Origin of the sequence: Virgibacillus dakarensis, assembly GCF_900155625.1 — a bacterium.
GTDB classification, from domain to species: Bacteria; Bacillota; Bacilli; order Bacillales; family Amphibacillaceae; genus Lentibacillus_C; species Lentibacillus_C populi.
The window spans coordinates 2,173,359-2,197,478 of the sequence record NZ_LT732554.1; the positions used below are offsets into that span (position 1 = coordinate 2,173,359).

Annotated in this window: 21 protein-coding genes; 20 read left to right on the plus strand and 1 reads right to left on the minus strand. The window is 39.1% G+C overall.

Annotation, left to right across the window (positions count from 1 at the left end; genetic code table 11):
* Nucleotides 1-99: 99 nt before the first annotated feature.
* From CZ382_RS19900 to CZ382_RS19995, 20 genes are all read left to right on the plus strand, one after another.
* Nucleotides 100-1,935: a discoidin domain-containing protein gene (locus CZ382_RS19900; protein ID WP_088052882.1), complete on the plus strand. Its 1,836-nt coding sequence runs from the start codon at nt 100-102 to the stop codon at nt 1,933-1,935.
* Between the two features lie 419 nt (nt 1,936-2,354).
* Complete coding sequence (locus CZ382_RS19905; protein WP_230856131.1) at nt 2,355-3,626, plus strand: PTS sugar transporter subunit IIC; 1,272 nt, start codon at nt 2,355-2,357, stop codon at nt 3,624-3,626.
* Between the two features lie 27 nt (nt 3,627-3,653).
* The gene (locus CZ382_RS19910) at nt 3,654-4,598 is read left to right on the plus strand and encodes a GNAT family N-acetyltransferase (RefSeq protein ID WP_235000515.1); all 945 of its coding nucleotides are present in this window, start codon (nt 3,654-3,656) and stop codon (nt 4,596-4,598) included.
* Between the two features lie 30 nt (nt 4,599-4,628).
* Nucleotides 4,629-5,321, plus strand: coding sequence for a PIG-L deacetylase family protein (locus CZ382_RS19915; protein WP_088052884.1), 693 nt, complete (start codon nt 4,629-4,631; stop codon nt 5,319-5,321).
* 12 nt (nt 5,322-5,333) lie between these two features.
* Entirely contained in the window at nt 5,334-6,407 is a 1,074-nt protein-coding gene (locus CZ382_RS19920) for a DUF871 domain-containing protein (protein ID WP_088052885.1), read from the plus strand.
* Between the two features lie 46 nt (nt 6,408-6,453).
* Nucleotides 6,454-6,762, plus strand: a complete 309-nt coding sequence (locus tag CZ382_RS19925) for a PTS sugar transporter subunit IIB (protein WP_088052886.1) — start codon at nt 6,454-6,456, stop codon at nt 6,760-6,762.
* A gap of 9 nt (nt 6,763-6,771) precedes the next feature.
* Nucleotides 6,772-7,083 carry a PTS lactose/cellobiose transporter subunit IIA gene (locus CZ382_RS19930; RefSeq protein WP_088052887.1) on the plus strand — a complete coding sequence of 104 codons (312 nt, stop codon included), beginning with the start codon at nt 6,772-6,774 and terminating at the stop codon, nt 7,081-7,083.
* 334 nt (nt 7,084-7,417) lie between these two features.
* Complete coding sequence (locus CZ382_RS19935; RefSeq protein ID WP_088052888.1) at nt 7,418-8,377, plus strand: N-acetylglucosamine kinase; 960 nt, start codon at nt 7,418-7,420, stop codon at nt 8,375-8,377.
* Between the two features lie 19 nt (nt 8,378-8,396).
* Entirely contained in the window at nt 8,397-9,275 is an 879-nt protein-coding gene (locus tag CZ382_RS19940; RefSeq protein ID WP_088052889.1) for a MurR/RpiR family transcriptional regulator, read from the plus strand.
* A gap of 754 nt (nt 9,276-10,029) precedes the next feature.
* Nucleotides 10,030-11,331 (plus strand): ABC transporter substrate-binding protein, encoded by a 1,302-nt coding sequence (locus CZ382_RS19945; RefSeq protein WP_200809567.1) that lies wholly within the window; start codon nt 10,030-10,032, stop codon nt 11,329-11,331.
* A gap of 76 nt (nt 11,332-11,407) precedes the next feature.
* A complete protein-coding gene (locus tag CZ382_RS19950) occupies nt 11,408-12,301 on the plus strand; it encodes a carbohydrate ABC transporter permease (RefSeq protein WP_088052891.1) in 894 nt (297 codons plus the stop codon).
* Between the two features lie 37 nt (nt 12,302-12,338).
* Nucleotides 12,339-13,181 (plus strand): carbohydrate ABC transporter permease, encoded by an 843-nt coding sequence (locus tag CZ382_RS19955; protein ID WP_088052892.1) that lies wholly within the window; start codon nt 12,339-12,341, stop codon nt 13,179-13,181.
* A gap of 548 nt (nt 13,182-13,729) precedes the next feature.
* Nucleotides 13,730-15,457 carry a zinc ribbon domain-containing protein gene (locus CZ382_RS19960; protein ID WP_088052893.1) on the plus strand — a complete coding sequence of 576 codons (1,728 nt, stop codon included), beginning with the start codon at nt 13,730-13,732 and terminating at the stop codon, nt 15,455-15,457.
* 218 nt (nt 15,458-15,675) lie between these two features.
* A complete protein-coding gene (locus tag CZ382_RS19965; protein WP_088052894.1) occupies nt 15,676-17,262 on the plus strand; it encodes an ATP-binding protein in 1,587 nt (528 codons plus the stop codon).
* A gap of 1 nt (nt 17,263) precedes the next feature.
* Nucleotides 17,264-17,950 (plus strand): response regulator, encoded by a 687-nt coding sequence (locus CZ382_RS19970; RefSeq protein WP_088052895.1) that lies wholly within the window; start codon nt 17,264-17,266, stop codon nt 17,948-17,950.
* A gap of 218 nt (nt 17,951-18,168) precedes the next feature.
* Entirely contained in the window at nt 18,169-19,152 is a 984-nt protein-coding gene (locus CZ382_RS19975) for a tripartite tricarboxylate transporter substrate binding protein (protein WP_088053561.1), read from the plus strand.
* Nucleotides 19,153-19,215: 63 nt separating this feature from the next.
* Entirely contained in the window at nt 19,216-19,668 is a 453-nt protein-coding gene (locus CZ382_RS19980; protein WP_088052896.1) for a tripartite tricarboxylate transporter TctB family protein, read from the plus strand.
* 37 nt (nt 19,669-19,705) lie between these two features.
* The gene (locus CZ382_RS19985; RefSeq protein WP_088052897.1) at nt 19,706-21,217 is read left to right on the plus strand and encodes a tripartite tricarboxylate transporter permease; all 1,512 of its coding nucleotides are present in this window, start codon (nt 19,706-19,708) and stop codon (nt 21,215-21,217) included.
* A gap of 232 nt (nt 21,218-21,449) precedes the next feature.
* Nucleotides 21,450-21,689, plus strand: coding sequence for a hypothetical protein (locus CZ382_RS19990; RefSeq protein WP_088052898.1), 240 nt, complete (start codon nt 21,450-21,452; stop codon nt 21,687-21,689).
* A gap of 109 nt (nt 21,690-21,798) precedes the next feature.
* Nucleotides 21,799-22,722 carry a DMT family transporter gene (locus CZ382_RS19995; protein ID WP_088052899.1) on the plus strand — a complete coding sequence of 308 codons (924 nt, stop codon included), beginning with the start codon at nt 21,799-21,801 and terminating at the stop codon, nt 22,720-22,722.
* Between the two features lie 45 nt (nt 22,723-22,767).
* Here CZ382_RS19995 and CZ382_RS20000 read toward each other — a convergent pair whose 3' ends face one another.
* Nucleotides 22,768-24,102, minus strand: a complete 1,335-nt coding sequence (locus CZ382_RS20000) for a short-chain fatty acid transporter (RefSeq protein WP_088052900.1) — start codon at nt 24,100-24,102, stop codon at nt 22,768-22,770.
* Nucleotides 24,103-24,120 lie beyond the last annotated feature (18 nt).

Genomic DNA, 24,120 nt, shown 5'->3' on the forward strand with positions numbered 1-24,120 from the left:
TTAATTTACCAGACTTAATCGGGTGAGGAGTCGTTTCATAAGATGTACTACTATGAAAAAAATGCTATTTAAATTCATTAAAAATAGGAGGAATATTTAATGGTTGATAACGAAATTAAAAAAGCTTTTTCAGAAAGTCAAAAGGAAAAAGCAAATATAAAAGTTTATTATAATAAAAGGTCAAGGAAAATAAATAAAGAAATATATGGTTTGCATACACCTGCATGGAATGAAACGGTTTTTAAAAACGGTGTTCTTGCTCCAAGATTAAAAAGGGAACTGACAAGAATTAATTTGGGATTTCTTGTCTATCCAGGTGGTAACTATGGCTATGACTTTATCTGGAATTCTCTTAACTTGCCTACAGAAATGGATACGGATCAATTTCTCTATTTAAATGAACTATTAAACACAACCGCAAAAATCAGTGTTAACCCAAATGCATCTCCACAACTTGCTGCTGATTGGATTGATTATGTAAACAATCAGAAACAGGCCGGAGTTCAATATTGGGAGGTAGCTGATGAACCATATTTAACGATGAGCGCTAAAGAATTTATCATAAAAGTTAAAGAATTCGTACCTGTCATGAAAAGTATTGATCCTAGTATTAAAATTATCGCTAACGTATCGGCATCCGATCGTGACTTTACAAAATCCGTTATTGAAGAGGTGGGTGATTACATTGATGTTTATTCCATCCATTCCTTGCCACTGCCGCCATCGCAAAAATTCAGTCAAAGTTCTCCGTATTCAAAAGAACATATGCAAAACTTTTTTAGAGACTTACTTGAGACACCAGAGGGACTAAGAAATGAACTAAATCGGGTAAAATCTTGGGTTAAGCAGGTTCAGAGAGATAAAAAAGTGGAGTTCCATGTTGGCTCTTTTAATTCAGTCTGGTCCTATCCAGAGGACTGGACGGTAAATTCCCTACCTGTTGGATTATGGGTAGCTGATATGTTGGGAACGTTTGCTGAAGAAGAAGTTGATGCAGCAGCCTATTGGGCATTGATGAATCCTTACCCACCGGGCAATGGTGATTACGGGTTATTCAGTCCAGAAATGAAACCTTATGTAAATTATTATCCTTTTTATTTGTATACGAATTATTTTGGAGATATGTTAATTGAAACAAAGTCAAATACAGATCATTTGTCAACGTATGCAAGTACGAGTGAAGATGAAAACTATTTATACATTATGATCATCAATAAATCTCCAACAAATAATGAAATAGTGCAATTTGAGTTAAATAACTTTAAACCTGAAGGGAATGCAGAAGCTTGGATATTGGATGGGCCGACAGTAGCAAACCACGTTTATGATTATGGTCTACGAAAGGAAACCATTCATACTGTAAGTAAAAATGAGAAATTTACATGGACTGTTCCTGCTTATTCCGTTGTTGCTATTAAAATTCCAGGTGAAAAACTTGAATCCTCTCTAGAAAAAAGCCCGAATCTTGCCAGGGATAAACGTGCCATTGCTTCATCTGCTGCTTTTAATACTGATTTTAAGTATGCCAAAACAAATGATTTTATACCGGACAGAGCAATTGATGGAGACGACATGACACGTTGGGCTTCTAAAACTTTTCAAAGAGATGATGAATTTTTCGAAGTTGATCTTGGGCAAATGCAAACTTTTAATCGAATAAGGATAAATTGGGAGTATTGGGCGACCCAGTATGAAATATACGTGTCAAATAATCGCTACTCATGGGAGAAAGTAGCAGATCAATCAAATGCCGAAAGAGAAAAAGAACCTCCACAACCAGTTGATATAATTAATTTTGATCAAACAATTCAGGCGCGTTATGTCAGAATTGTAATGTACGAAAGACCAGCCAATACAGGAGTAAAAGCAGGCACATCTCAATGGACTCCCGATGCTTTCTCCATATGGGAATTAGCTGTTTATTTAAAACCATAATTTAAAAATTGACCCGAACAATAAAGGATGAACCCCATTGTTCGGGTTTTTGTCTCGTTTTAATCCTTTGATCTGTTGGAATACCAATTTAATGAGCCATAATTTATCATAAAATAACCATAATCGAAAATAGTTTTATTGTAACCACCTGTTTCCATTTTTAAAAGAATGAGAGCAATTTTTTATAATTCTAAAATTATGTTTCAAATAATATAATAAACTATTGAAATTAAAAATCGGTAAGCTTATAATATAATTGTAATCGGTTACACACTTGTTTACAGAAAGGGAGGAATATAATGCTCGAAAATTTAACGACTAAGAAAAGAAATAAACGAACAATATAAACTTTTTACTCTATTAAATCAGGTGGGCGGATTAAAAAGTAATTTGTTATACAATGGAAGGGTGTGGAAAGTATGTCAATGATGGATCGTTTAACAAATGTAGTAGAAAACAAAATTGCACCACCTTTGATTAAAATATCAAGAAACCGTTATCTTGATTCCATTCAAAAAGCTTTTATCGCTTTAATGCCAATTATTATTATTGCTTCATTCTTCGTTCTGCTGGCTTCCTTTCCGATTCCGGCATGGCAGAAATTGATTGAACCAATCAGTTCATATTTTTGGGCTGGAAATAGTGCGACCATGGGGCTGCTATCAATTGGTTTATCATTAGGAATTGGCTTCTTTTTATCTGGATATTATAAACAGACGGATGATAAAGTCGATCCTTTTTCTGGGGCAATTATTAGTTTGTTCAGCTTTTTGATGTTATTCCCAATTGGAACCAATGATGAAATTGGTGCTTATCTACCTGCGGATAACCTTGGGAGCACAGGAATGTTTGCTGCAATTATTGTCGGGATAGTCAGTATTGAAATTTACCGTTTTATGGTTAAAAAGAATATTGTTATGAAGATGCCCGAAGGTGTTCCACCAATGGTATCTAACGCTTTTACATCGCTGATACCTATTTTCGTAACAATTGCTTTATGGTGGGTTATTCGTTATTTACTGCAAATTGATATTGTAGACTTGATCATGGCAGCGTTTAAACCAATTGTAGCAGGTGGGGCAAGCTTTATTGCTCAATTTATTGGCGTTTTCCTTGACAGATTACTCTGGTTTGTTGGTATCCATGGGACAAACGTTGTAACATCCGTTATGCAGCCGATTTGGTTGGACATGCTTGGACAAAACGCTGCAGCTGTTGAGGCTGGAAAAGTAGTACCACATATCGCAAGTGAACAGTTTTTAAATTATTTTGTTCGAGTTAGTATGTTGCCATTAGTTATTTTGATGTTAATGTCAGGGGTTAAACGATATAAAACGTTAGGAAAATTAGCTTTGGCACCATCGATTTTTAATATTGCGGAACCAGTAATATTTGGATTGCCAATTATTTTAAACCCAATTTTATTCATTCCTTGGGTATTTGGATATCTTATCATTTTTGTATTCAGTTATTTGGTAATTGCTTCCGGTTTAGTACCAGCACCCTATATACTGCTTCCTTGGACAACTCCTGGTCCAATCGGTGCATATTTAGGTACTGGTGGCAGCTGGGCAGCAGCCATATTGTCAACATTGAATTACGTCATTATGTTCTTCATCTGGTTGCCATTCTACCGGATCTTGGAGCGTCAAACCTTAAAAGAACAGAATGAACAGGAAAAAGAATCATAAAAGGATGAGGTGAGCGAATTGAAAGAAGTGACAATAAGACCATATGAGTATACGGATGAAAAACAGGTTATCCAGGTATGGAATAAATGCCTGGTGAAGGATCCGGTTAGTACAGAAATGTTTCATTCAAAAATATTACTTGATCCAAATTTTGATAATGATTTATGTTTAGTGGCAGTAGACGGTCAAAAAATCGTTGGTTACTCTCTGGGAATGGTGCGTAAATTTCCTTATGAGGAAAGAGGAATGGAGCCGGAACGTGCCTGGATTCCTGTTATGTTTGTCCACCCTGATTATCAGCAACAAGGGATTGGAAAGCAATTGGTAAAGAGTTTGGAAGAAAAATTTGATCAATTGGAGAAAGCGAATATAACGTTGGGAGCGTACAGCCCAAATTACTTTTTCCCAGGACCTGATAAAGACGCTTACGGAGATTCCATACCTTTCTTTGAATCCCTTGGCTATGAAGTATTGGGAGAAGCAGTCGGCATGGATATGGTGTTATATAATTTCACGATTCCAGATAAGATCCAGGAGATCAAAACAAATTTACAACAGGAACAAGGGATACAAATAATTCCATTCTCTAAAAGATATACATTACCGTTACTGCAATTTCTAAAAGAAAACTTTCCAGGTGGCTGGGTGCGGAATATCCGTGAAACGTTGGAAAAATTCAAAGGTGAGGAAAGAGTTTTATTGGCCATTGATCATAATGATTCGATAGTTGGTTATTGCCAACGAGCAATTGATGATTTGGAAGGGCATTTTGGTCCGTTTGGTGTATCGGAAAAATTACGGGGTAAAAAAATTGGAAGTGTATTATTTTACGAAATGCTGATGGATATGTACAGCCGCGGTATTTATCATGTTTGGCTGGCATGGACTGATAAGGATGCCCAACGATTTTATGACCGTGCAGGGATGAAAGTTATGAAACGTCATGCAACAATGAAAAAGTTTAAAAAATAGTGGAAGTAATGAAAAAGGGAGGAATATAAAATGACAGAACATCATCTTATGTCGATTGGTGCACATGCACTTGATGCTGAATTAATGGGTGGCCCTGTTGCAATTAAATATACGAAAGAAGGACACAAAGCTTCCTTTGTTCATATTACAAGAGGAGAAAGGGGAAATAAGAAAAAAACTCCTGAGGAATATGGTAAACAATTAGAGGTGGAGATGCCTAAGGTTGCTGAAGCAATGGGTGCGAAATCAATTTGGACAGGCTATATTGCAGGCCAATTGCCTTCACAAGAAGAAATACAAATGGATCTCTGTAAATTACTAAGGGAAGAAAAACCGGATATTGTTATTACGCATTGGAGAGGAAGCCTTCATCCGCGCCATGTTATGACACATGATGCTGTTCTAGAAGCGGTGAAGCTGGCTGCTAACCCCGACGTCAATACAGAACAAGCGACCCATAAAGTGGAATACGTTTATTTCGGTGAAAACTGTGAAGATCTAAACGGATTCATCCCACAAATTTATGTGGATATTGAAGACACGTTTGACCAGTGGTTTGAAGCTGTTTCCCACTATGAATTATTCAGAGCAAATGAGGCTAATGTTCCATACCAGGATTATTATCGGACAATGGCTACAATAAGAGCCGTTGAAGTTGGGAATCAAAAGCTTTCCAAGGCATTTATGGTTCCAACAAGAACGCAAAATTATTTACACGATTAAGAGGGGATCTTTATGATTGGTATTTCGGTCTATTTAGCAAAAGATAAAGAGGAGTTCAACAAAAAGTGGATTGAAAAAGCTGCAAAGAACGGCTTTTCTTCTATCTTTACATCACTTCATATCCCTGAGGATGACCCGACCGCATATAAGGAATTTTTGGTTAACCTTGGAGCGAATGCGAAAGAAAATAACATGCATTTGTTTGCCGATATTTCACCTGATTCTTTTCGGCATCTTGACTTGAACACCCGTGACGTCAAGCAATTACTGGCATGGGGTGTAACAGGCCTAAGAGTCGACTACGGATTTGGGGCAGAAGCGATTGTAAATTTATCCAAGCAGATCAAGGTTTCATTGAATGCCAGCACATTAACCAAGTCTTTTTTACAGGAATTAATTGACCTTGGGCTAAATACGCAAAATACAGAAGCAGCACATAATTTTTATCCGCGGCCTGAAACTGGGCTGGATAGAGACTACTTGATCCAGAAAAACAAACTGTTAAAGAGTTTTAAAATCGGTACTTCAGCTTTTGTTCCAGGTGATGGGGAGAAACGTCAGCCGTTATTTCAAGGACTGCCAACTCTAGAGAATCATCGTCATGAATCACCAGTAAACGCCTATTGTGATCTTGCGGAGAATTGCGCTGTTGATTCTGTCTATATTGGGGATCCGTCATTGAATGAGGAAACGCTTGCCAGTTTTAGCTTATTAGGAGAAGGGATTATTCCAATCCGCTATCAAGGAGAACGTGTAAGTGAATTTACTGACTTTTTCAGCTATCTGAATGGCATAAACAGCAATCGCCCGGATCCGGCCAGGGATGTGATTCGAGTTGAGGGGTCCCGGGTTGAATTTCATCGTTCCAATTTATGTTCAAGAAATACAATTAAACGTTCCAAAGGCGCAATTACAATTGATAATGAAAAATACGGGAGATATGCTGGAGAAATCCATATTGCCTTAAAAGAGTTGCAGGAGGATCCAAAAGTTAATGTGATTGGCCATGTAATTGAGGAAGACCTGCAATTGTTGGACTACATTGGCGGAGGAGGAAAATTTTATTTAAAGAAAGTAAACGAGTGAATTGCAATTGTTAATGAACAAAATAATTTAAAAGGAGAAATAAATAATGAATATATTATTGGTTTGTAGTGCAGGGATGTCAACGAGTCTATTGGTAACCAAAATGGAAAAAGCAGCACAGGAAAAAAACAAGGATTATAAAATTTGGGCTGTTGCAGAGGCGGAAGCAAGCAAACATATTCCAAACGCGGATGTTGTTTTAATCGGACCGCAAATGCGTTTTTGGAGAAAGGATGCTGAAAAGCTTGCTGCACCACATGGCGTTCCGGTTGATGTCATTAGTACAATTGATTACGGAATGAATAATGGATCAGCAGTGTTGGAATTCGCAGAAAAACTGGCAAATGAGGAATGAGGGAACCAAATGGATGAAATGGAATCAATTTGCTTTCAGATTATCAGTAATGCAGGAACAGCAAGATCGTTGTTGATTGAGGCATTGCAAGAAGCAAGAGAAGGAAATTTTCCGGAAGTAGAAAATAAACTGAATGAGGCTAATGAATATTTTGTTCAAGCACATAAAGTCCATGCCGAATTAATTCAAAAGGAAGCACAGGGTGAAGGTGTACCATTCTCCTTGCTATTTATGCATGCGGAAGATCAATTGATGAGTACAGAAACGATCAAGCATATGGCTAAGGAAATGATACATTTGTATAATAAGATAGAAGGGTAATAATCCCTATTTTTGTATTTTAAAAAGGTTGTCGTACACAATTGGCGACAACCTTCCTTTCCTTTTAACGGTACAGCTCATGGACTCCGATTTTTCGAAAAAGCTAAAATCATGCGGTTTGTTGTTTTAAACAGTTATGTATTAGTGAACGGCTTGGAGATGGTTCCTTGTGGATTCTGTCTTTATTAAATGCCACTAAATTAAGCTTTTGCCGAAATTTTTATATTCATGATATGAAATGAATAATACTAAAATTGTAATCAGAATATACTTGGTTAAAGTTTATAAATTTATAGAAATTATATAAATGACGGATTTCTGAGGTGGATGGAAAATGGAGTATGTAATCGGTATAGATGGCGGCGGTACGAAGACAGATGCAATGCTTGCAACGACAAACGGAATTGTTTTAGCGAAAACATCTGCGGGGCCTTCTAATCCTAATATTGTTAAAAGGGATAGGCTTGTACAAAACATCAAGATAATTTTGCGCAGTCTTGAAAATCAGGTTCCGAATGCAAGTAGAATGGTTAGTTGTTTATTCGCAGGTATTTCCGGAGCAAGTAGTACGGAAGCGAAAGAGGTATTATATGAAATATTAGAGCAGCTCGTTCCAAAAAATGTTCAAGTTTGTATCGAACCTGATACAATTAATGCGTTATATTCAGGCACTTACGGTAAGCCAGGCATTGTTCAAATCCTAGGGACAGGTTCAATAACATATGGAATCAACAAAAAATTAGAGCACGATCGCGTTGGTGGATGGGGTTATTTGTTTGGTGACGAGGGAAGCGGGTATGACATCGGCAGGCAGGCGATTACTACGGCTTTAAAATTCCAGGATGGACGCAATCCGAAGACTGTTTTACTTAATATGCTGCTTGAACATTTTGTTGTCGACAACAGTTATGAGCTGGTTCATAAAATTTATTCGTCAAAAAACCCGAAAGAACTAATATCTCCACTATCAAAAATGGTTTTTGAAGCTTATCGAAAACATGATTTTGCAGCACAACAAATCATTCATAATGTGGTAAAAGAAGTAACCCTAAATATCAAAATATTACATAAGAAACTTTTTTTATCGGGTGAAAAAGTGGAGGTTGTATTATGCGGTGGAGTTTTTCGCGATAGGGATCTATTACCGGAGTTATTAAGAAAGGAATTGTATCCCTATTTGGATGTTATACTTCCGGTGATGCTGCCAGTAGGCGGATCATTAATTGGTGCGTTTTTAATGAAAAATATGGAAATAGAAGATAGCGTAATTAAAAATATTATTTCAGCATTTTGACAGAAGTTGGTGATTATTCATGTCACATGTTAAAGGTGGACTGGTTATTTTAAAAGATTTACTGCATTCACTGCCACCATCTGAACAAAAAATAGCGCAATATATTTTAGACAACCCTGAGGAGTCTATTTTGTTAACGGCTGCTGCTTTAGGCAGGAGAAGTCAGACAAGCAGCGCAGCAGTAATCAGACTATGCAAGTCGGTAGGCTTTTCCAGTTTTCAGGAATTAAAAATTCGTGTATCAGGAGATTTGCGGGAGAAAACTAGTATTGGTTATCGAGATATTGAACCGAATGAAGACTATCGAAATATTATTGATAAAGTTACTTCCAACACAATCCAAGCTTTAAAAGAAACAGTCGATATCATGAATGTAGGAAGCTTGGAGAAGGCTGTAGACGCCCTAACAAACGCAAAATCGATTATATTTATCGGATTTGGTGCTTCCTATCTTGCGGCGCTAGATGCGGAGCAAAAATTTTTAAGAATTGCTAAGCAAACAAATTCATTTTCCGATGTTCATAGTGCAGCAACTTCGATTGCAAATAAAGGAAAAGGTGACGTGGTAGTTGGAATTTCTTTTTCAGGTAATACACAAGAAGTGACCAAATTGTTGGAACTTGCCCAGCAAAAGAAGGCAACAACGATTAGTATTTCCAAGTATGGCAATTCAATTGTTGCAGATCTTTCGGATATACAACTGCATACATCAGCTGCAAGGGAAGCTACGTTCAGGAGTGGCGCTACCTCTTCCCGTATTGCACAATTACATATAATTGATATTTTGTTCATGTGTGTGGCATCTGAAGAATATGACAGGACAATCAAGCATTTGGATGAGACAAGGGAGGCAATTTCTTTTATAAAGGAGGAATCCTCCATAAAACGCAAGAAATAAAATGCCATGAAGACAGGTATAAAAAATCTTTCGGAATAAGAACAATAAACAAGAATTATAAGGTGAAACTCAATTCAATAGGGGGTTTCCGACGCACAGGACGCGCTAGTGCAGGGGAATGCATGCGGACGTGACGGTTTATCCTGCCCTTCCTCCCCCACTGAATTAGCCTGAGGCCCACGCGATGTAGGCCACAAAGACGAAGACATAAGGACGTGGCGTTTTTAGTCTTTGTTCCTAAAATCGAATATTTACGGGTTGTTTATCCTACACATTCTGAGTTTTTGGTTTACTCACGCTTAGATATGGGTGTATTATAGCCCGTTAATGCGTGATAAAGAAATAGATGTGCTGAACTAATCACTAGTCCAGCACTTTTTTTATGGAAAATTTCATTACACTTGACAGGCAGCAAGATACCACTCCACGACTTCAAAGAATTAAGAGTAGACAACTGCGGGATAACCGCTGTAAAAGGATCTCTTTAACAACATTTCCTTATGGAAGGGCGCCGCGCTGAATCAAGTTACACTTATAAGGAATGTCCCAAAGAATCTATACATATAGTGTAAAGACAAAGATATTATCGTGACATAAGAACTATAAATGAATGAATCAATTATTAATAACCTTTTGAAACAACATGGATGTTTCATTACAATCATGTGTTTCACATAGATTTTTTAAAACAAAGGGGGCAAACAAGTTGAAGAAGTCAAGATATGGTTTCTGGTTTCTTGCTCTGGCAGTTCTCATGCTCATATTAACTGCAGCTTGTTCATCAGATGACGAGAAATCAAGCGGAGGAGAAAAGTCGAACGATGGTGGCAGCAGCTATGGCGAAATTTCCGGTGACCTTGAAATTCAATACTTCGTCGGTGGCTACGGTGATTCGTGGTGGAAGGAAGTGATTGGTGACTTCAAGGAGAAATATCCGGATGTGAACATTAAGGAGCATGCAGGACCGAACATTAACGAAGAAATGCGCTCGCGCTGGGTTTCGGGAGATCCGCCCGATGTCGTATACATTGACGGTGCTGGGTCAAGCGAAACGCAAATGGTGGAAGATGGTCAGCTGATGGATTTATCAGATTGGGTTAAAGATATAAAGCTTGAGGATGGAACGCCGTTGATGGATAGTTTTATTGTTGATCCTGCAACATATGACGACGGGAAAATCTATAGTTTACCACTTGTGTTTGATACATGGGGAACCTGGTATGATAAAGCATTATTTGAGGAAAAAGGATATGAGGTTCCGACTGATTTTGAAAGCTTTATGAATTCGATGGGTGAGATTAAAGATGGGGAAGGCATTTCGCCATTTGTTACAACAGGACAGCATCCATATTACTTCTTGCGTGGTGTGTTATACCCGGCATTTGCGGCAGCAGGTGGAGAAGAATTGCTTGCTGATGTGATTGATGGTGCTGAGGGTGCCTGGACGAGTGAACCTGTTTTACAGGTCATGAAAAAAGTAGAAGAAATGCAGAAAGCCGGATATATTGATCCAGGATTTGGTGCATTGAATCATACACAATCGCAAATGAATTTCTTGCTGCATGATAACGCATATATTCCAGTAGGTTTCTGGCTGCCAAATGAAATGGCAAACGATACACCGGAAGATTTTGAATACGGATTCGTTCCATCACCAATGAATGATAAAGGAGAGCCAGGTGTAGTTGTTCCAGATTTACGACCGCTTGCAATCGCGAAAGAAGCGGAAAATCCGGAAGCAGCAAAAGCATTTGTTGAATTTGTCTTTACGAAAGAATATGCAACTTTATTCTCTGAGCACACGGGTGCAATTATGAACTTAAAGGGTGTGGATCTTTCAACCAACGAAAATGTTCCACAGTATTTGATTGATGCGAATGCCATGATTAATGACCCGGAAAAAGTACAAATTTATAATAAACCACATCCAATGAGTGCCGATTTGGAAACACCGATTAGCGATTCACTCGTTTCCTTAATGCTTGGTAATATTTCCGCAGAAGAATTTGTTAAAGAAGCGGAGAAGGCTGCGGAGAATTACCGAAATAGTAAATAGGTGTTACGGTATGGGATATAGAGGAATAGTCCTTCATATCCCATACTGTTCATTTTCTGGGAGGGCAGGTGATGAAATGGTACAGTCGAAAAAGCAAAAATATCTGTTTCTGGCTTTTTGTTTAGTTCCGACCTTTATTATGTTTGCTATTTTTACGTTATATCCTTTATTTAGTGGTTTGTACTATTCTTTTTTTGATTGGTCGGGATCAGCAGATAATAAGGAACTCACTGGCTTTGCCAATTATATAAAATTATTCCATGATGCGATTATCCCTGATACGATCATTCATGACTATTTCCTTGTTGTGACAAAGGTTATCGGGATTATGGTTCTAGCTTTGTTCTTTGCTGTTGCCTTGACCCAATTAAAAATAAAAGAAGCACCTTTCTATCGGATTATCTTTTTCTTTCCTAATATTATGTCAGTTGTAGTTATCGGGATCTTATGGACATTCATTTACAATCCGACGATGGGATTTGTTAATTCCGGGTTGGAGTTTCTTGGCTTGGAAGAGTGGGTAAGGCCGTGGCTAGGTGATGAAAAGTGGGCTTTACCAAGTTTGGTATTACCATCAATTTGGGCAGGTATCGGTTTGTTTATGCTTATGCTAATGGGAGGAATCACCAATGTTTCCAAGAGCTATTACGAAGCGGCAGAAATGGACGGGGCGAATGAATGGCAGCAATTTTGGAAAGTAACACTACCGCTTGTCTGGCCACAAATTAAAATTTCAATTCTTTATATTGTTATAACCACGTTAAATGGTTCGTTCATCATTGTTCAAATTATGACAGGCGGGGGACCGAACAATGCTACACATGTGATGGGATCGTATCTGTACCAGCAGGCGTTTAAACAATATAACTTTGGCTACGGGGCAACCATTGGTGTAATGATTTTAATTCTATCATTAGTGACGGTATTAATTCTGCAATTTTTTATGCGAAGGGACAAAGTGGAATATTAGTCCATCGTTATGGTGAATCAGGGAGGGGGAAATATACGTGAAGCGAAGTGTCGGTCAAATTCTTGGACGAACAGGGATACGGATTCCATTGATTCTCTGGACAATTGCGGTGTTGTATCCGATTTTCTGGATGTTTATCGGTTCGTTTAAATCGAATGCCGAGATATATCGGAATCCTTGGGGGTTTCCAGAGACATGGAATTTCCAAAACTTTGTCGATGCCTGGACAAATTATAATATTGATACGAGTGTGTTTAATAGTTTACTTGTAACATTAATCGGTGCTGTACTTACATTGGTATTGGCTATCCCAACTGCCTATGCCATTGAACGGATTAACTTCCGAGGCAGTAAAGTACTATTTACAGTATATGTTTCGGCAATGATGATTCCAATGGTACTGGGCTGGATCCCGTTGTTCTTTTTACTGTCAGATTTAAACTTACTGGATAATATTTTCGGCTTAGCGATCGTGTATGCTGTAAGCCAACTACCATTCAGTATTTTTGTATTAACAAGTTTTATGAGTACGATTCCGAAATCATTAGAGGAATCAGCAGCGATGGACGGTATTACCCCATATGGTACCTTGTGGAAAATTATTACCCCGCTTACCATGTCGGGGATTATCACGGTAACGATTATGAATGCCATCCAGTTTTGGAATGAGTATTTTATGGCGTTAATCTTTTTACAATCACAGGAAAACTATACATTAGCCTTGGCAATTGACTATATCAGTAATGAGGCCCAATATTCGAATGCTTGGGGTACGCTGTTTGCTGGATTGGTGATTGCAATTGTTCCGGTGATTATTTTGTACGCAATCTTCCAGCGGCGCATTGCAAAAGGCATGACAGAAGGCGCTATTAAAGGATAAATAAAGCGGCAACCGGTTTGTGCGGGTGTCGCTTTTTTTCAGTAATTATTTATGCAGTTGGGGTCGGACAGTATTTTGTCCAATTTGGATAGTATTTACTTGATTTTTGGACAGTATTCCCCCAGATTTGGACAGAAATAGTTCCGCTGTGGATGGTTTTTCTGCGCCTTGGATAGAAGCTTGTTCAAGGGTGCTATCTTGCTGATACCATTTTTCTCAGTGATAAACAAAGAATGGCCGGAATCTATGCTGCCTGTAATTCTTCCAGGGTATTTGCTTCCGTATTTCTAATTAAAGCGTCTCCTCCGCATACAAGAAACAGTTTACTTTAATGCTTCCTCAGTTAAAACTACATCCAAAACATTCCGTTTCAGGCTTAAATGCCAAATAAACCCTCTTCCTCACGAACAAACCTAATTCAGCACCGTTTTCAGGTCTTAAGCATCATTTGACTTTTTATCAAAATATTACAACCAATTCATTCCGTAATATAGTATAATTGCACTATCGCATTTTTTTATATAAAGGAAAAAGCAAGGAGGAATTTTATGAAGTTTTGTAAGCATTGTGGAGGGGAGATTTCTGATAATGCGAAGTTTTGCAAGCACTGCGGACAGGATTTAACAAATGGCAGTCAGCCTAATAAGGAAGTCCCTGAGGGTAACGAAGAGCAAAAGGAAAAGGATTCGTACATACCGGATTCTGAAAAACAAACAAATCAGGAAACACCTGATAGTGGGCAACCTGCTACAGAAAACGTTCAGGAAGCAAACGAAGAGCAAGTTGGACAAAAGCCAGTCCAGCAGCCTGAACAACCGGATCAGCCAAACCAGTCACTTGAACAACCGGCACAGCAGTCTAATCAACCAGCGCAGCCCAACCAGTCAAAATCAGGTGGTCTGGGTGCTTCCAAAAAAACAACTGGCCAACCATCAGGTAAAAAGTTGTCCAAAAAATCCAAGATCTTAATGGCCGTCGCGGGGGCAGTTATTGTATTATTAATTGTTACTTACCAGGTAGGGGCATCCATGACTTCCAAAGAAAAGATGGTTGAGAAATTTGAAGAGGCCATCACGAAGAAAGATGCGGAAACCGTTGCCGATCTTTTAAAGGCAGACAGTAAAAAGATCAAAATCAATAAAAAATCGGTTGAAGGTTTCATTGATTACTATTCAGAAAATCCGAGTGAATTTGCTTACACGATGGATCATTTGAAAGGTCAGGTAAAGCAATTCGATAAAAATTCGAAACTGGCCAAGGCTAGTGATGACGGATACACTTACGCCCTTAATCTAGTGGAAGATGGCAAGAAGTTCTTGATCTATGATAATTACAGTATACAAGTAAGTCCCGTTTACTTTGAGGTTTCTACAAACTACAAGCATACCGATATTATGTTAAATGGAGAGGTTATTGCGACATCGGATAAGGATGATTTCAAGAAGGAAGTGGGTCCGTTTCTTCCAGGTATGTATAAGTTTACCGCCAAATACAAAGGTGAATTTGTTGAGTTGACTGCTGAAGCAGAAAGCACCAACTTCGACCCGAATTATTCTGACAATGTAGAGCTTTATATTGAAGGGGACGACGTTACATTCTATTTACCGTACGATATGGAGCTTGATAATGTAAAACTTTACATTAATGGCGAAGATACGGGAGTGAACATAGTTGAAGAGAGTACGTTCGGCCCCGTGCTGGCGGATGGTTCTATGACGGCATCATTTGAAGCAAAATTTCCTTGGGGCACAATGAAAACGGAGGATATACCGATTGAATCGAGTTCTCTTGATGTTGAATTTAAGACAAGTGATGAACTGAAAGAAACAATGAAGGACACGATCATCAAGTTTAATCAAGAATATTTAGCAGCGACTACAACTGCCGATAAAAAGAAATTAACAACTGCAACCGCAGATCTGGCAACTAATATTGTTGATGATGCCAAGAATGCAAAAGAAGCCGATCAGTATTATAAAGGCAAATTTATCGGCGTTGACTTCGATACGGATTCATTTAAGCTGACAAACTTTGGAGACGGATGGACCGCAAAAGTTGATACGGTTACGATTTTTGAAGAGGATACCTGGTATGGAGACGATAAACCTAAACTTGAGAAAGTTTCCGAGGAATATGGTTATGAATTAGTATATGACAAGGACAGTGAGCAATGGAAAGTGAACAACATCGGATGGGCTGGATCAATGAAAGCCGATAAAATGGTCGAATATCGGGAGAAAGATCCAAAAGTTTTTACATCTGCATGGCTGAAATAGGTTCATTGTCTGGCATCCTACGCTCAGGCTATTAATTTGGCTTGGGCGTTTTTTGCATTATCGATTATCTGCCAAAGCGAAGTAAGATTGCTTTTCCTGAAAGAAAAATAAGGCACAGGTACTTGTTTCGCTCGTGTTTTTAGTATCATCATCTTATAATTAACAAACTATTATGATAAGTTTTAAATGATAGATTCAAAGAGAGGTCATATACAACAATGAAACGGGTTAGTTTGCAAACGAAAATTTTAGGGTTAATTACATCACTGATTTTGTTTGTCACCATTTTGCTGGCAGGTATCATTTCCTATATGGAATCGGAAGAAACAGAAGAAAATATCGGGAAACGAGCATTAAATGTTGCGACAGCTGTTTCATTTATGCCTACCGTGAGAGAAGCATTTGAATTAGATGATCCCGCGACAGTCATTCAGCCATTAGTGGGAAAAATCAGGAAGAAAGTGGGTGCTGAATATATTGTAGTCGGAAATGCAGACAGTATTCGGTACGCACATCCAGATGAAAGTAAGCTAGGAAAACATATGGTGGGCGGGGACAATGCGAAAGCCCTGGTGCATGGCCAATATTACACATCAAAAGCGACAGGGAGTTTAGGTCCCGCTTTACGTGGAAAGGCACCGATTTTCAATGATCAAGGTAACATTATCGGGATTGTTTCGGTTGGCTTTATGGTAGAAGATATTAAAGTGATCGTTTTGAAGAAACTGCTGAAAATCAGTAGTGTTGCATTGCTTGTATTGGTTTTTGGCATTATTGGCGGAGTGCTGTTGGCTCGCAATATCCGAAAAGATACACTCGGCCTTGAACCATATGAAATCGCTTCATTATATCGGGACCGGAATGCAATTTTACAATCGATCAAAGAAGGTATCATTGCTATTGATAAGGATGGCTACATTTCCATGATGAATCCATCGGCAAGGAAGATTCTTTCCTTACATCACGACATTAAGTTTAAGAAAATAGAGGAGATCATTCCGAATACGGAAATGTACCAAGTATTGCAGACCGGGGAATTAAAAAAGGACGAAGAAATGGCTTTGAAAGATAGAGAGATTATAGTTAATCGAACTCCTATTATCGAGAATGGTAAAGTGGTGGGCGTTGTTGCCAGTTTCCGTGATAAAACGGAAGTAAACGAAATGCTGAATGCTTTATCAGATGTCCGGAAATATTCGGAGGATTTGCGGGCACAGACACATGAATTTACCAATAAATTATATGTTTTATCCGGGCTTTTGCAGTTAGGACATTATGCCGAAGCAATCGAACTCATCCAAAAAGAATCAGCATTGCATTTAAATCAGAATAAAGTAGTTTTTGAACAAATCCAGGACAAAACCGTTCAGGCTATTCTTTTAGGAAAAATCAGCAAAGCTTCTGAGAAGAAAATAAGCTTTACCATTGACGATAACAGCTCGTTAGATATAGTTCCAAAACAGATTGATATGGTAAAATTAATTACAATTTTAGGCAATTTAATCGATAATGCGATGGAGGCAGTGGAAGCTAACGAAACAAAACAGGTTACCTTTTTTACAACAGATTTGGGAGAAGACATCATTTTTGAAATAGCTGATAATGGAAGAGGAATTCCGGAAGACACCATTGCAAACATTTTCGAGACAGGTTTCTCGACAAAGGGAAAATTTGATCGGGGTTATGGGTTGGCATCTGTCAAGGAAATTGTGGACGAATTGAAAGGATCCATTGTTGTTGATAACCAGCCTGATGGTGGGGCAGTTTTCTCTGTATTTATACCTAAAAAAGTGGGGGGAAGGTAAAATGATAAATGTTATTATAGCAGAAGATGATTACCGGGTTGCCGGGATCCATGAGGAATTTCTCATTAAAATGACTGGACTTCATGTTGTCGGTAAGGCATTGACCGGAAAAGAAACATTACAACTTATACGTGAAAAAACGGTTGATTTGGTGCTTTTAGATATATATATGCCTGATAAACTAGGGACAAACCTTATTCGTGATATTCGTAATGTCAATCCGAATATTGATATTATCATGATTTCTGCTGCCACAGACAAACAAATAGTTGAAGATGCAATTCGGGGTGGTGTGTTTGATTACATTATCAAACCAGTAAAAATGGATCGATTCATGGAAACAATTGAAAAGTACAAACAGACAAAAAGAAGATTGGATGCAAGTTCGGAAGTAGATCAATCCTTTTTGGATGATTATTTTGGACATGCTTCATTAGAGAACCCAAATGTGAAAAAAACCCCAAAAGGAATTGATCCATTGACATTAAACAAGATTCAAGAGATATTACCAAAGCTGAATGGCGGAATTACTGCTGAGGAAATGGGAATGGAAGTAGGTGTGTCCCGAACGACAGCCAGACGGTATTTGGAATACTTAATTTCGGTTGGCACATGCATTGCTGAACTGGAATATGGAATTGTTGGCAGGCCAGAGCGAAGGTATCATATGGCTTCAAAAACATCTTGATAGTATATCAAGATGTTTTTTTGTGCATTTTTGCGCGTGAACAAAATAAACAAAATACGCAAAAAATTCTTATTGTCCATTATTTTGAAAACGATTACATGATAGGGGAATTGGATTAAAATTAATGGGACTAGCAATGATCTGAATCATTGCAAAAATAGAACAAGGGGGAATTTGTAGTGAAAAAGCGATTATCTTTATTTATCCTAATCTTGTTAATGGTCGTCGCTACCGCATGTTCAAGTGGAGACAAAAATGCTAGCGGCTCATCAGATGACCAGGGTGACTCAGGTGAGTGGAAACCAGAAAAGCCGATTGAAATTGTCGCTCCATCCGGGGCAGGCGGCGGCTGGGATACAACCGCCAGAATGACAGCTAAAATATTTAATGAAGCTGGTATTATCGACCAGGATATTGGCGTAGTGAATAAAGAAGGCGGTGGTGGTGCGGTAGGCTGGGCTTACACTGCCGGGAAAGATGGCAGTCCATATAATTTATTTGTTTCTTCACCACCGATCTTATTAGTACCTTTAAATGGACAATCCGAATATGGGCATGAAGATTTTACACCGCTTGTCAACGTAATTGCTGACTATGCTGCATTTGCAGTTGCGGCTGATGCGAAATGGGATAACTTGAATGAGTTATTCGATGATATGAAAAAGGATCCATCAAGTATTACCGTCGTTGGGGCATCATCTCCAGGCAGCATGGATCATATTCAGTTCATTAAAGTTGCCAAAGCTGCCGGAGTTGATATAACAAAAATCAAATACGTATCTGATCAGGATGGTGGAGCATTAACTGCTTTATTAAATGGCAGTGTGGATGTTTATTCAACTGGCGTTGCAGAGACGGTAGAACAAGTGAAAGCCGGCAAAATTAAAGTTTTGGGCGTTACTTCCGAAGAACGCCTGGAGGGAGATGTTCTCTCTGACTTCCCTACAGCGAAGGAACAGGGAATAGACGCTACATTCGTTAACTGGCGTGGATTCTTTGGACCGCCAAATATGGATCAAGCAGCAGTAAAATATTATGAAGAAAAATTCAAGGAATTAAGTGATTCTGATGAATTCTCCGAAGTCCGCGAGAAATATGGATGGGACGAAATGTATATGGACAGTGAAGAATACAAGACATTTTTAGATGAACAAAAAGAAGACATTAAAGGATTGCTTGATGAGTTAGGACTTGCAAAGTAGGAATAAGATGGTAAGCCAATGATTTTGGTCATTGGCTCTGCCTTTTAGAAAGGGCGTGTATGTATGTTTCAAACAATGAATAAAAAGGTTTCTATTATTTTAATTCTCATAGCTATTTTTTATCTTGTATTAAGCTTCCGGCTGCCAGCTTATGCCTACGTTCCGATTGATAGTGATATTGTACCAATCGGACTTGGCGTTATTTTATTGTTATTGTCCGGAATGCTCTATTTTATAAAAGATCAGGAACAACAAGAAAATAAAGAACATATCCCGAAAAGTGAACTGCCAGTCATTCTGGGGGTAATCTGTTTTATCATTCTTTATATTGCTTTGCTGGAAGTTATTGGTTTTATTATTATGACCGTATTATTTCTCTTTCTCTGTTCCTGGTTTCTTGGTTATAAAAAACATACGGTTAATGCGATTGTTTCCATTATACTTCCTACATTAATATTCTTGCTGTTTGACAAGTTTTTGCAGATTCAGCTGCCGATGGGAATTTTACCACTATAATGGAAAATTTTGGATTTGCACTAGAGGAGGTTACAACATGGACGTATTTAGTGGACTTGCCCAAGGATTTCAAATAGCTTTAAGCTTACAAGGATTAACTTTTGTCTTAATCGGCGTCATTGTTGGTACGGTTATCGGTATGATACCAGGACTTGGTCCGATTACCGCAATTGCCGTCATGATCCCGATAACATATGGAATGGATCCTGCAATTGCCCTGTTGTTAATGGCTGGGGTCTATTACGGTGCCGCATACGGTGGGGCGGCATCGTCGATTTTGCTGAATGCACCCGGCGTTTCTGAAGCCGTAGCGACAACATTCGACGGCTATCCACTGGCAAAACAAGGACATGCAGGGAAAGCACTTGCGATTGCCGCAATCGGATCATTCGTAGGTGGAACGATCAGTATCATTTTTTTGACATTTTTAGCTCCACTTTTATCCAAGGTAGCGGTTTCGTTTGGACCGCCGGAATATTTCGCCTTGATGCTTTTAGGGTTAACTGCGATAGCCAGTCTTTCCGAAGGGTCAACGATTAAAGCGTTAATTTCGGGTACCATCGGTCTCATGATTGCCACAATTGGTATTGATGCACAAACCGGCACACCTCGTTTTACATTTGGTAACCCGCATTTGCTAGAAGGAATTGACTTCCTTGTGATCGCGCTTGGTTTGTTCGCTCTTGCCGAAGTAGCATCGCTTATTAAAAATAGAAAAGAGAAAGCAAGCGACATGCATAACATTGGGAGTTTAAAACTTTCAAAAAAGGAAGCGAAAGAATTGACTCCTACAATGGGGAGGCAATCTGTTCTAGGATTCCTTGTTGGTGTTTTACCCGGTGCGGGAGGTACAATTTCTTCCTTTCTCGCCTATATAACGGAAAAGAAACTTTCTAAAAATCCCGAGGAATTTGGAAAAGGTGCAATTAGAGGGGTTGCAGCTCCAGAATCAGCTAATAATGCTGCATCAAGTGGTGCGTTCGTTCCATTGCTAAGCCTCGGCATTCCTGGTTCGGGGACAACTGCTGTTATGCTCGGTGCTTTGATTGTACTAGGTATTCAGCCAGGGCCGTTGTTGATGACCGATCATCCAGATATTTTCTGGGGGGTTATTGCGAGTATGTATATCGGCAACATTCTATTACTTATCCTGAACCTGCCGCTAATTCCGTACATTTCCCGGATTCTGCTTGTACCTAGACAGTTGTTGATTTCACTGGTGATTGTATTTTGTATTATTGGGGTTTATGCCATCAGCTTTAGCACGTTTGATCTTTACCTTCTGTTGGCATTTGGCATTCTTGGCTATGTCATGAGGCTGATTCAATTTCCAGCTGCACCACTGTTACTTGCATTTATCCTTGGAGGCATGATGGAACAGGCTTTCAGGCAATCATTGACCATTTCCAATGGAAGTCTTTCCATTTTTGTAACCAGTCCGATTGCAGCTGTCATGCTGCTTATTGCTTTCTTGGCGTTTTTGGTGCCAATTATGAAAAGTCGAAAACCAAAGAAGAAAGCGCCAGCAGAAAATGACCAAAGTGCTTAGGGATCCGATTGGATAAAGTACAAATCTATTTATCACGCAGTAACGGACTGTAATCCCTCACCTCTAAGCGTAAGTAAACCAAAAACTTGAAAGGCGGGGGATAAACAACTCGTAAATTCCTGAACGTTCAACTAGACAAATATACCCACCCGAAAAAATGGGATTCGTTCCAAAGGCACTTGTAGGGCGCATGCCTGGATGTTACGATAACCACGGATAAGGGAGGGATTCGTTGAATAAGGAAATGATTGACAGTTTACTGCAGAGGATTACTGATATGTCGGACGAAGTGAAAGATATCCAAACAAGCGGATATCGTTTAGATGAACATGTTACGGATATAGAAATGAGAATAAATGATATAGGACTTGGTTTAAACGGTTTACAGCGTGATATTCGCAATATTGACCGGGACGTTACCACCGTCGTCGATAAACTTTTGGAAAAGAATAGCCAAACCGATCAGTCGTAAGGAAATTAACTAAAGCGTGTCATGGGCAGGCTTATTTTTTTTGGCTATTTAATTTGCTATCCTTAAATTGATAACGTGCATAAAAATTTACCATCAAGGGAGGACCAACATGCAACATCAAACCAATTCATTTACCGCCATATTGCAAAAAAACAAAGCCATCCTGTGGGGGCTGATTCTAACTGTCACGATTCTTTGGGGATATGCATGGATTCTAATGAAGGAAGTGCTTGCCTATATGGGTCCGTTTACCTTTTCAGCATTCCGGTTTGGCACTGGTTCCATTGTGTTATTGTTGATCGTTTGGCTGTCCAAAAAGGGTTTTCCGCTTAAACAATATTGGAAACAGCTTATTATTCTGGGGATTTTACAGACATCCATCGTTTTTCTTTTTGTTATGTACGGGCTTCGGTTTGTTGATGCGGGTAAATCGTCCGTATTATTGTACTCAATGCCGATGTGGAGCAGCCTGTTAGCCGCGAAATTCCTTAGTGAAAAATTAACATCAGCAAAATTTATCGGGTTATTGATTGGGATGATTGGACTCCTAACCATATTAGGCTGGGATATTTGGATCGGACAGGATATAAGTGTCATCTTTGGAGAATTACTTATTATTATTGCGGCAGTTTCATGGGCGGTTTCCAATGTGTATTACCGGATTAAGCTTCAGCATTTGCCCAAGGTTGAGACCAATGCCTATCAAATGCTTTTCGGCACAATCGGAATAATTATTGCAACCGTATTTACAGAATGGAACCACCCAGTGGATTTAAACGTACATAGCATCTACTATATTTTATTTACGGGAATACTAGCTTCGGCACTATGTTTTACGGTTTGGTTTCTTATTTTAAGTTTGATCGATATGGTAACAGCCACAATCTCAACATTGCTCGTCCCGATATTTGGCCTGTTGTTTAGCAGTCTCATTATCGATGAAACAATGTCCGTTGGCGTTATAACTGGATCGGGTTTGATAATCGTTGGGATCATCATTGCTCAAGTGACAAGCAAACGGAACGTGAAATAGTTTAAAAAATCCCCGCAAGCAATTGCTTCCGAGGACTTTTTTCTGTTAAAAGAATAATAGACCGATAGCGATCGGGATAAAACTGTAAATCAAAATCATCACACAAAATCCCATGATATCGCGCACTTTTAAACCAGCGATGGCAAGCAGTGGTAACGCCCAGAATGGCTGAATCATATTCGTCCAGGCATCCCCCCAAGCAACCGCCATGGCTGTTTTTGCAGTGTCGGCGCCGATTTCAAGTGCAGCTGGAATCATAATAGGCCCCTGAACTGCCCATTGTCCACCGCCTGATGGAACGAAAAAGTTGACGATACCTGCACTGATAAAGGTGAACAGTGGCAAGGTCGTTTCATTGGAAATACTAACAAACCATAGTGACATTTGTTCTGATAATCCGGAGGTGACCATCATACCCATAATACCGGCATAAAACGGGAATTGAACAATGATCCCGCCAGCATTTTTCACCGCACCTGTCACACTGTTTAAAAAGCGGCGCGGTGTTTTGTGAAAAATAATCCCTAAGAATAGAAAGATAAAATTGACAATGTTAATATTTAGATCAAATCCGTTCTCTACAAAATAATAGATCACAAAGCATAGCCCGAGTATCCCGGTAATGATAGAAATGGTTTGGCTGTTTTCCAAGCGTTCAGCAGGTGTCAGCTTTTCCTTTTCTATTACATCTTCTGACTCATTTTCCGTAACTGCTTCAGGCTGCCAAAGAGATGCATCCGTATTTTGGAGTGGATCTCTGGATTTCATCAAAAACCGGTTCAAAAACGGCAAGGTGAATAGAAGGACCAATACAATGAAGATGTTGAAGCCACTGAATAACGTCTCCGAAACGGGAATGACTCCCATTGTGTCCTCTAAAAAATGCCCAGGTGTTGCAATTAACAATGGAATCGAACCGGATAGACCGCCATGCCACAGCAAAAACCCACTGTACGAGCTAGCCATCAATACCCGATAATCCACCGTCGGAACCCGCTTGGCAACATGAATGGCGTACAATGCCCCAACAACAAGTCCAAACCCATAATTGATCAAACAAGCAATAGATGCAATGAACGTAACTGCTAAAATTGCTTGCTCCGGTGTGTTTGCCAGACGGCTTAATTTGGACAGGAAATTTTTAATAATAGGTGTATTTGCCAAAATATAACCGGTCACGACGATTAACGACATCTGCATCGCAAAAGCCAGTAAATCCCAGAAGCCCGTTCCCCAATATTCAACCATATCGATGGGTGAGTTGTCCGTAAAGAAAATACCCAATAAAAACACAACAAACGTTAAAATGATGGCAAACAAAAATGCATCAGGTAAAAAGCGCTGCACCAACCGGTCAAAAAAAGATGTGATTGCTTTCAAAAGCTTTCTCCCCCTTCT

Coding starts and splice junctions, on each gene's coding strand:
- CZ382_RS19900 (WP_088052882.1), top strand. CDS start 100: ATGGTTGATAACGAAATTAAAAAAGCTTTTTCAGAAAGTCAAAAGGAA.
- CZ382_RS19905 (WP_230856131.1), top strand. CDS start 2,355: ATGTCAATGATGGATCGTTTAACAAATGTAGTAGAAAACAAAATTGCA.
- CZ382_RS19915 (WP_088052884.1), top strand. CDS start 4,629: ATGACAGAACATCATCTTATGTCGATTGGTGCACATGCACTTGATGCT.
- CZ382_RS19920 (WP_088052885.1), top strand. CDS start 5,334: ATGATTGGTATTTCGGTCTATTTAGCAAAAGATAAAGAGGAGTTCAAC.
- CZ382_RS19925 (WP_088052886.1), top strand. CDS start 6,454: ATGAATATATTATTGGTTTGTAGTGCAGGGATGTCAACGAGTCTATTG.
- CZ382_RS19930 (WP_088052887.1), top strand. CDS start 6,772: ATGGATGAAATGGAATCAATTTGCTTTCAGATTATCAGTAATGCAGGA.
- CZ382_RS19935 (WP_088052888.1), top strand. CDS start 7,418: ATGGAGTATGTAATCGGTATAGATGGCGGCGGTACGAAGACAGATGCA.
- CZ382_RS19940 (WP_088052889.1), top strand. CDS start 8,397: ATGTCACATGTTAAAGGTGGACTGGTTATTTTAAAAGATTTACTGCAT.
- CZ382_RS19945 (WP_200809567.1), top strand. CDS start 10,030: ATGCTCATATTAACTGCAGCTTGTTCATCAGATGACGAGAAATCAAGC.
- CZ382_RS19950 (WP_088052891.1), top strand. CDS start 11,408: ATGGTACAGTCGAAAAAGCAAAAATATCTGTTTCTGGCTTTTTGTTTA.
- CZ382_RS19960 (WP_088052893.1), top strand. CDS start 13,730: ATGAAGTTTTGTAAGCATTGTGGAGGGGAGATTTCTGATAATGCGAAG.
- CZ382_RS19965 (WP_088052894.1), top strand. CDS start 15,676: ATGAAACGGGTTAGTTTGCAAACGAAAATTTTAGGGTTAATTACATCA.
- CZ382_RS19970 (WP_088052895.1), top strand. CDS start 17,264: ATGATAAATGTTATTATAGCAGAAGATGATTACCGGGTTGCCGGGATC.
- CZ382_RS19975 (WP_088053561.1), top strand. CDS start 18,169: ATGGTCGTCGCTACCGCATGTTCAAGTGGAGACAAAAATGCTAGCGGC.
- CZ382_RS19980 (WP_088052896.1), top strand. CDS start 19,216: ATGTTTCAAACAATGAATAAAAAGGTTTCTATTATTTTAATTCTCATA.
- CZ382_RS19985 (WP_088052897.1), top strand. CDS start 19,706: ATGGACGTATTTAGTGGACTTGCCCAAGGATTTCAAATAGCTTTAAGC.
- CZ382_RS19995 (WP_088052899.1), top strand. CDS start 21,799: ATGCAACATCAAACCAATTCATTTACCGCCATATTGCAAAAAAACAAA.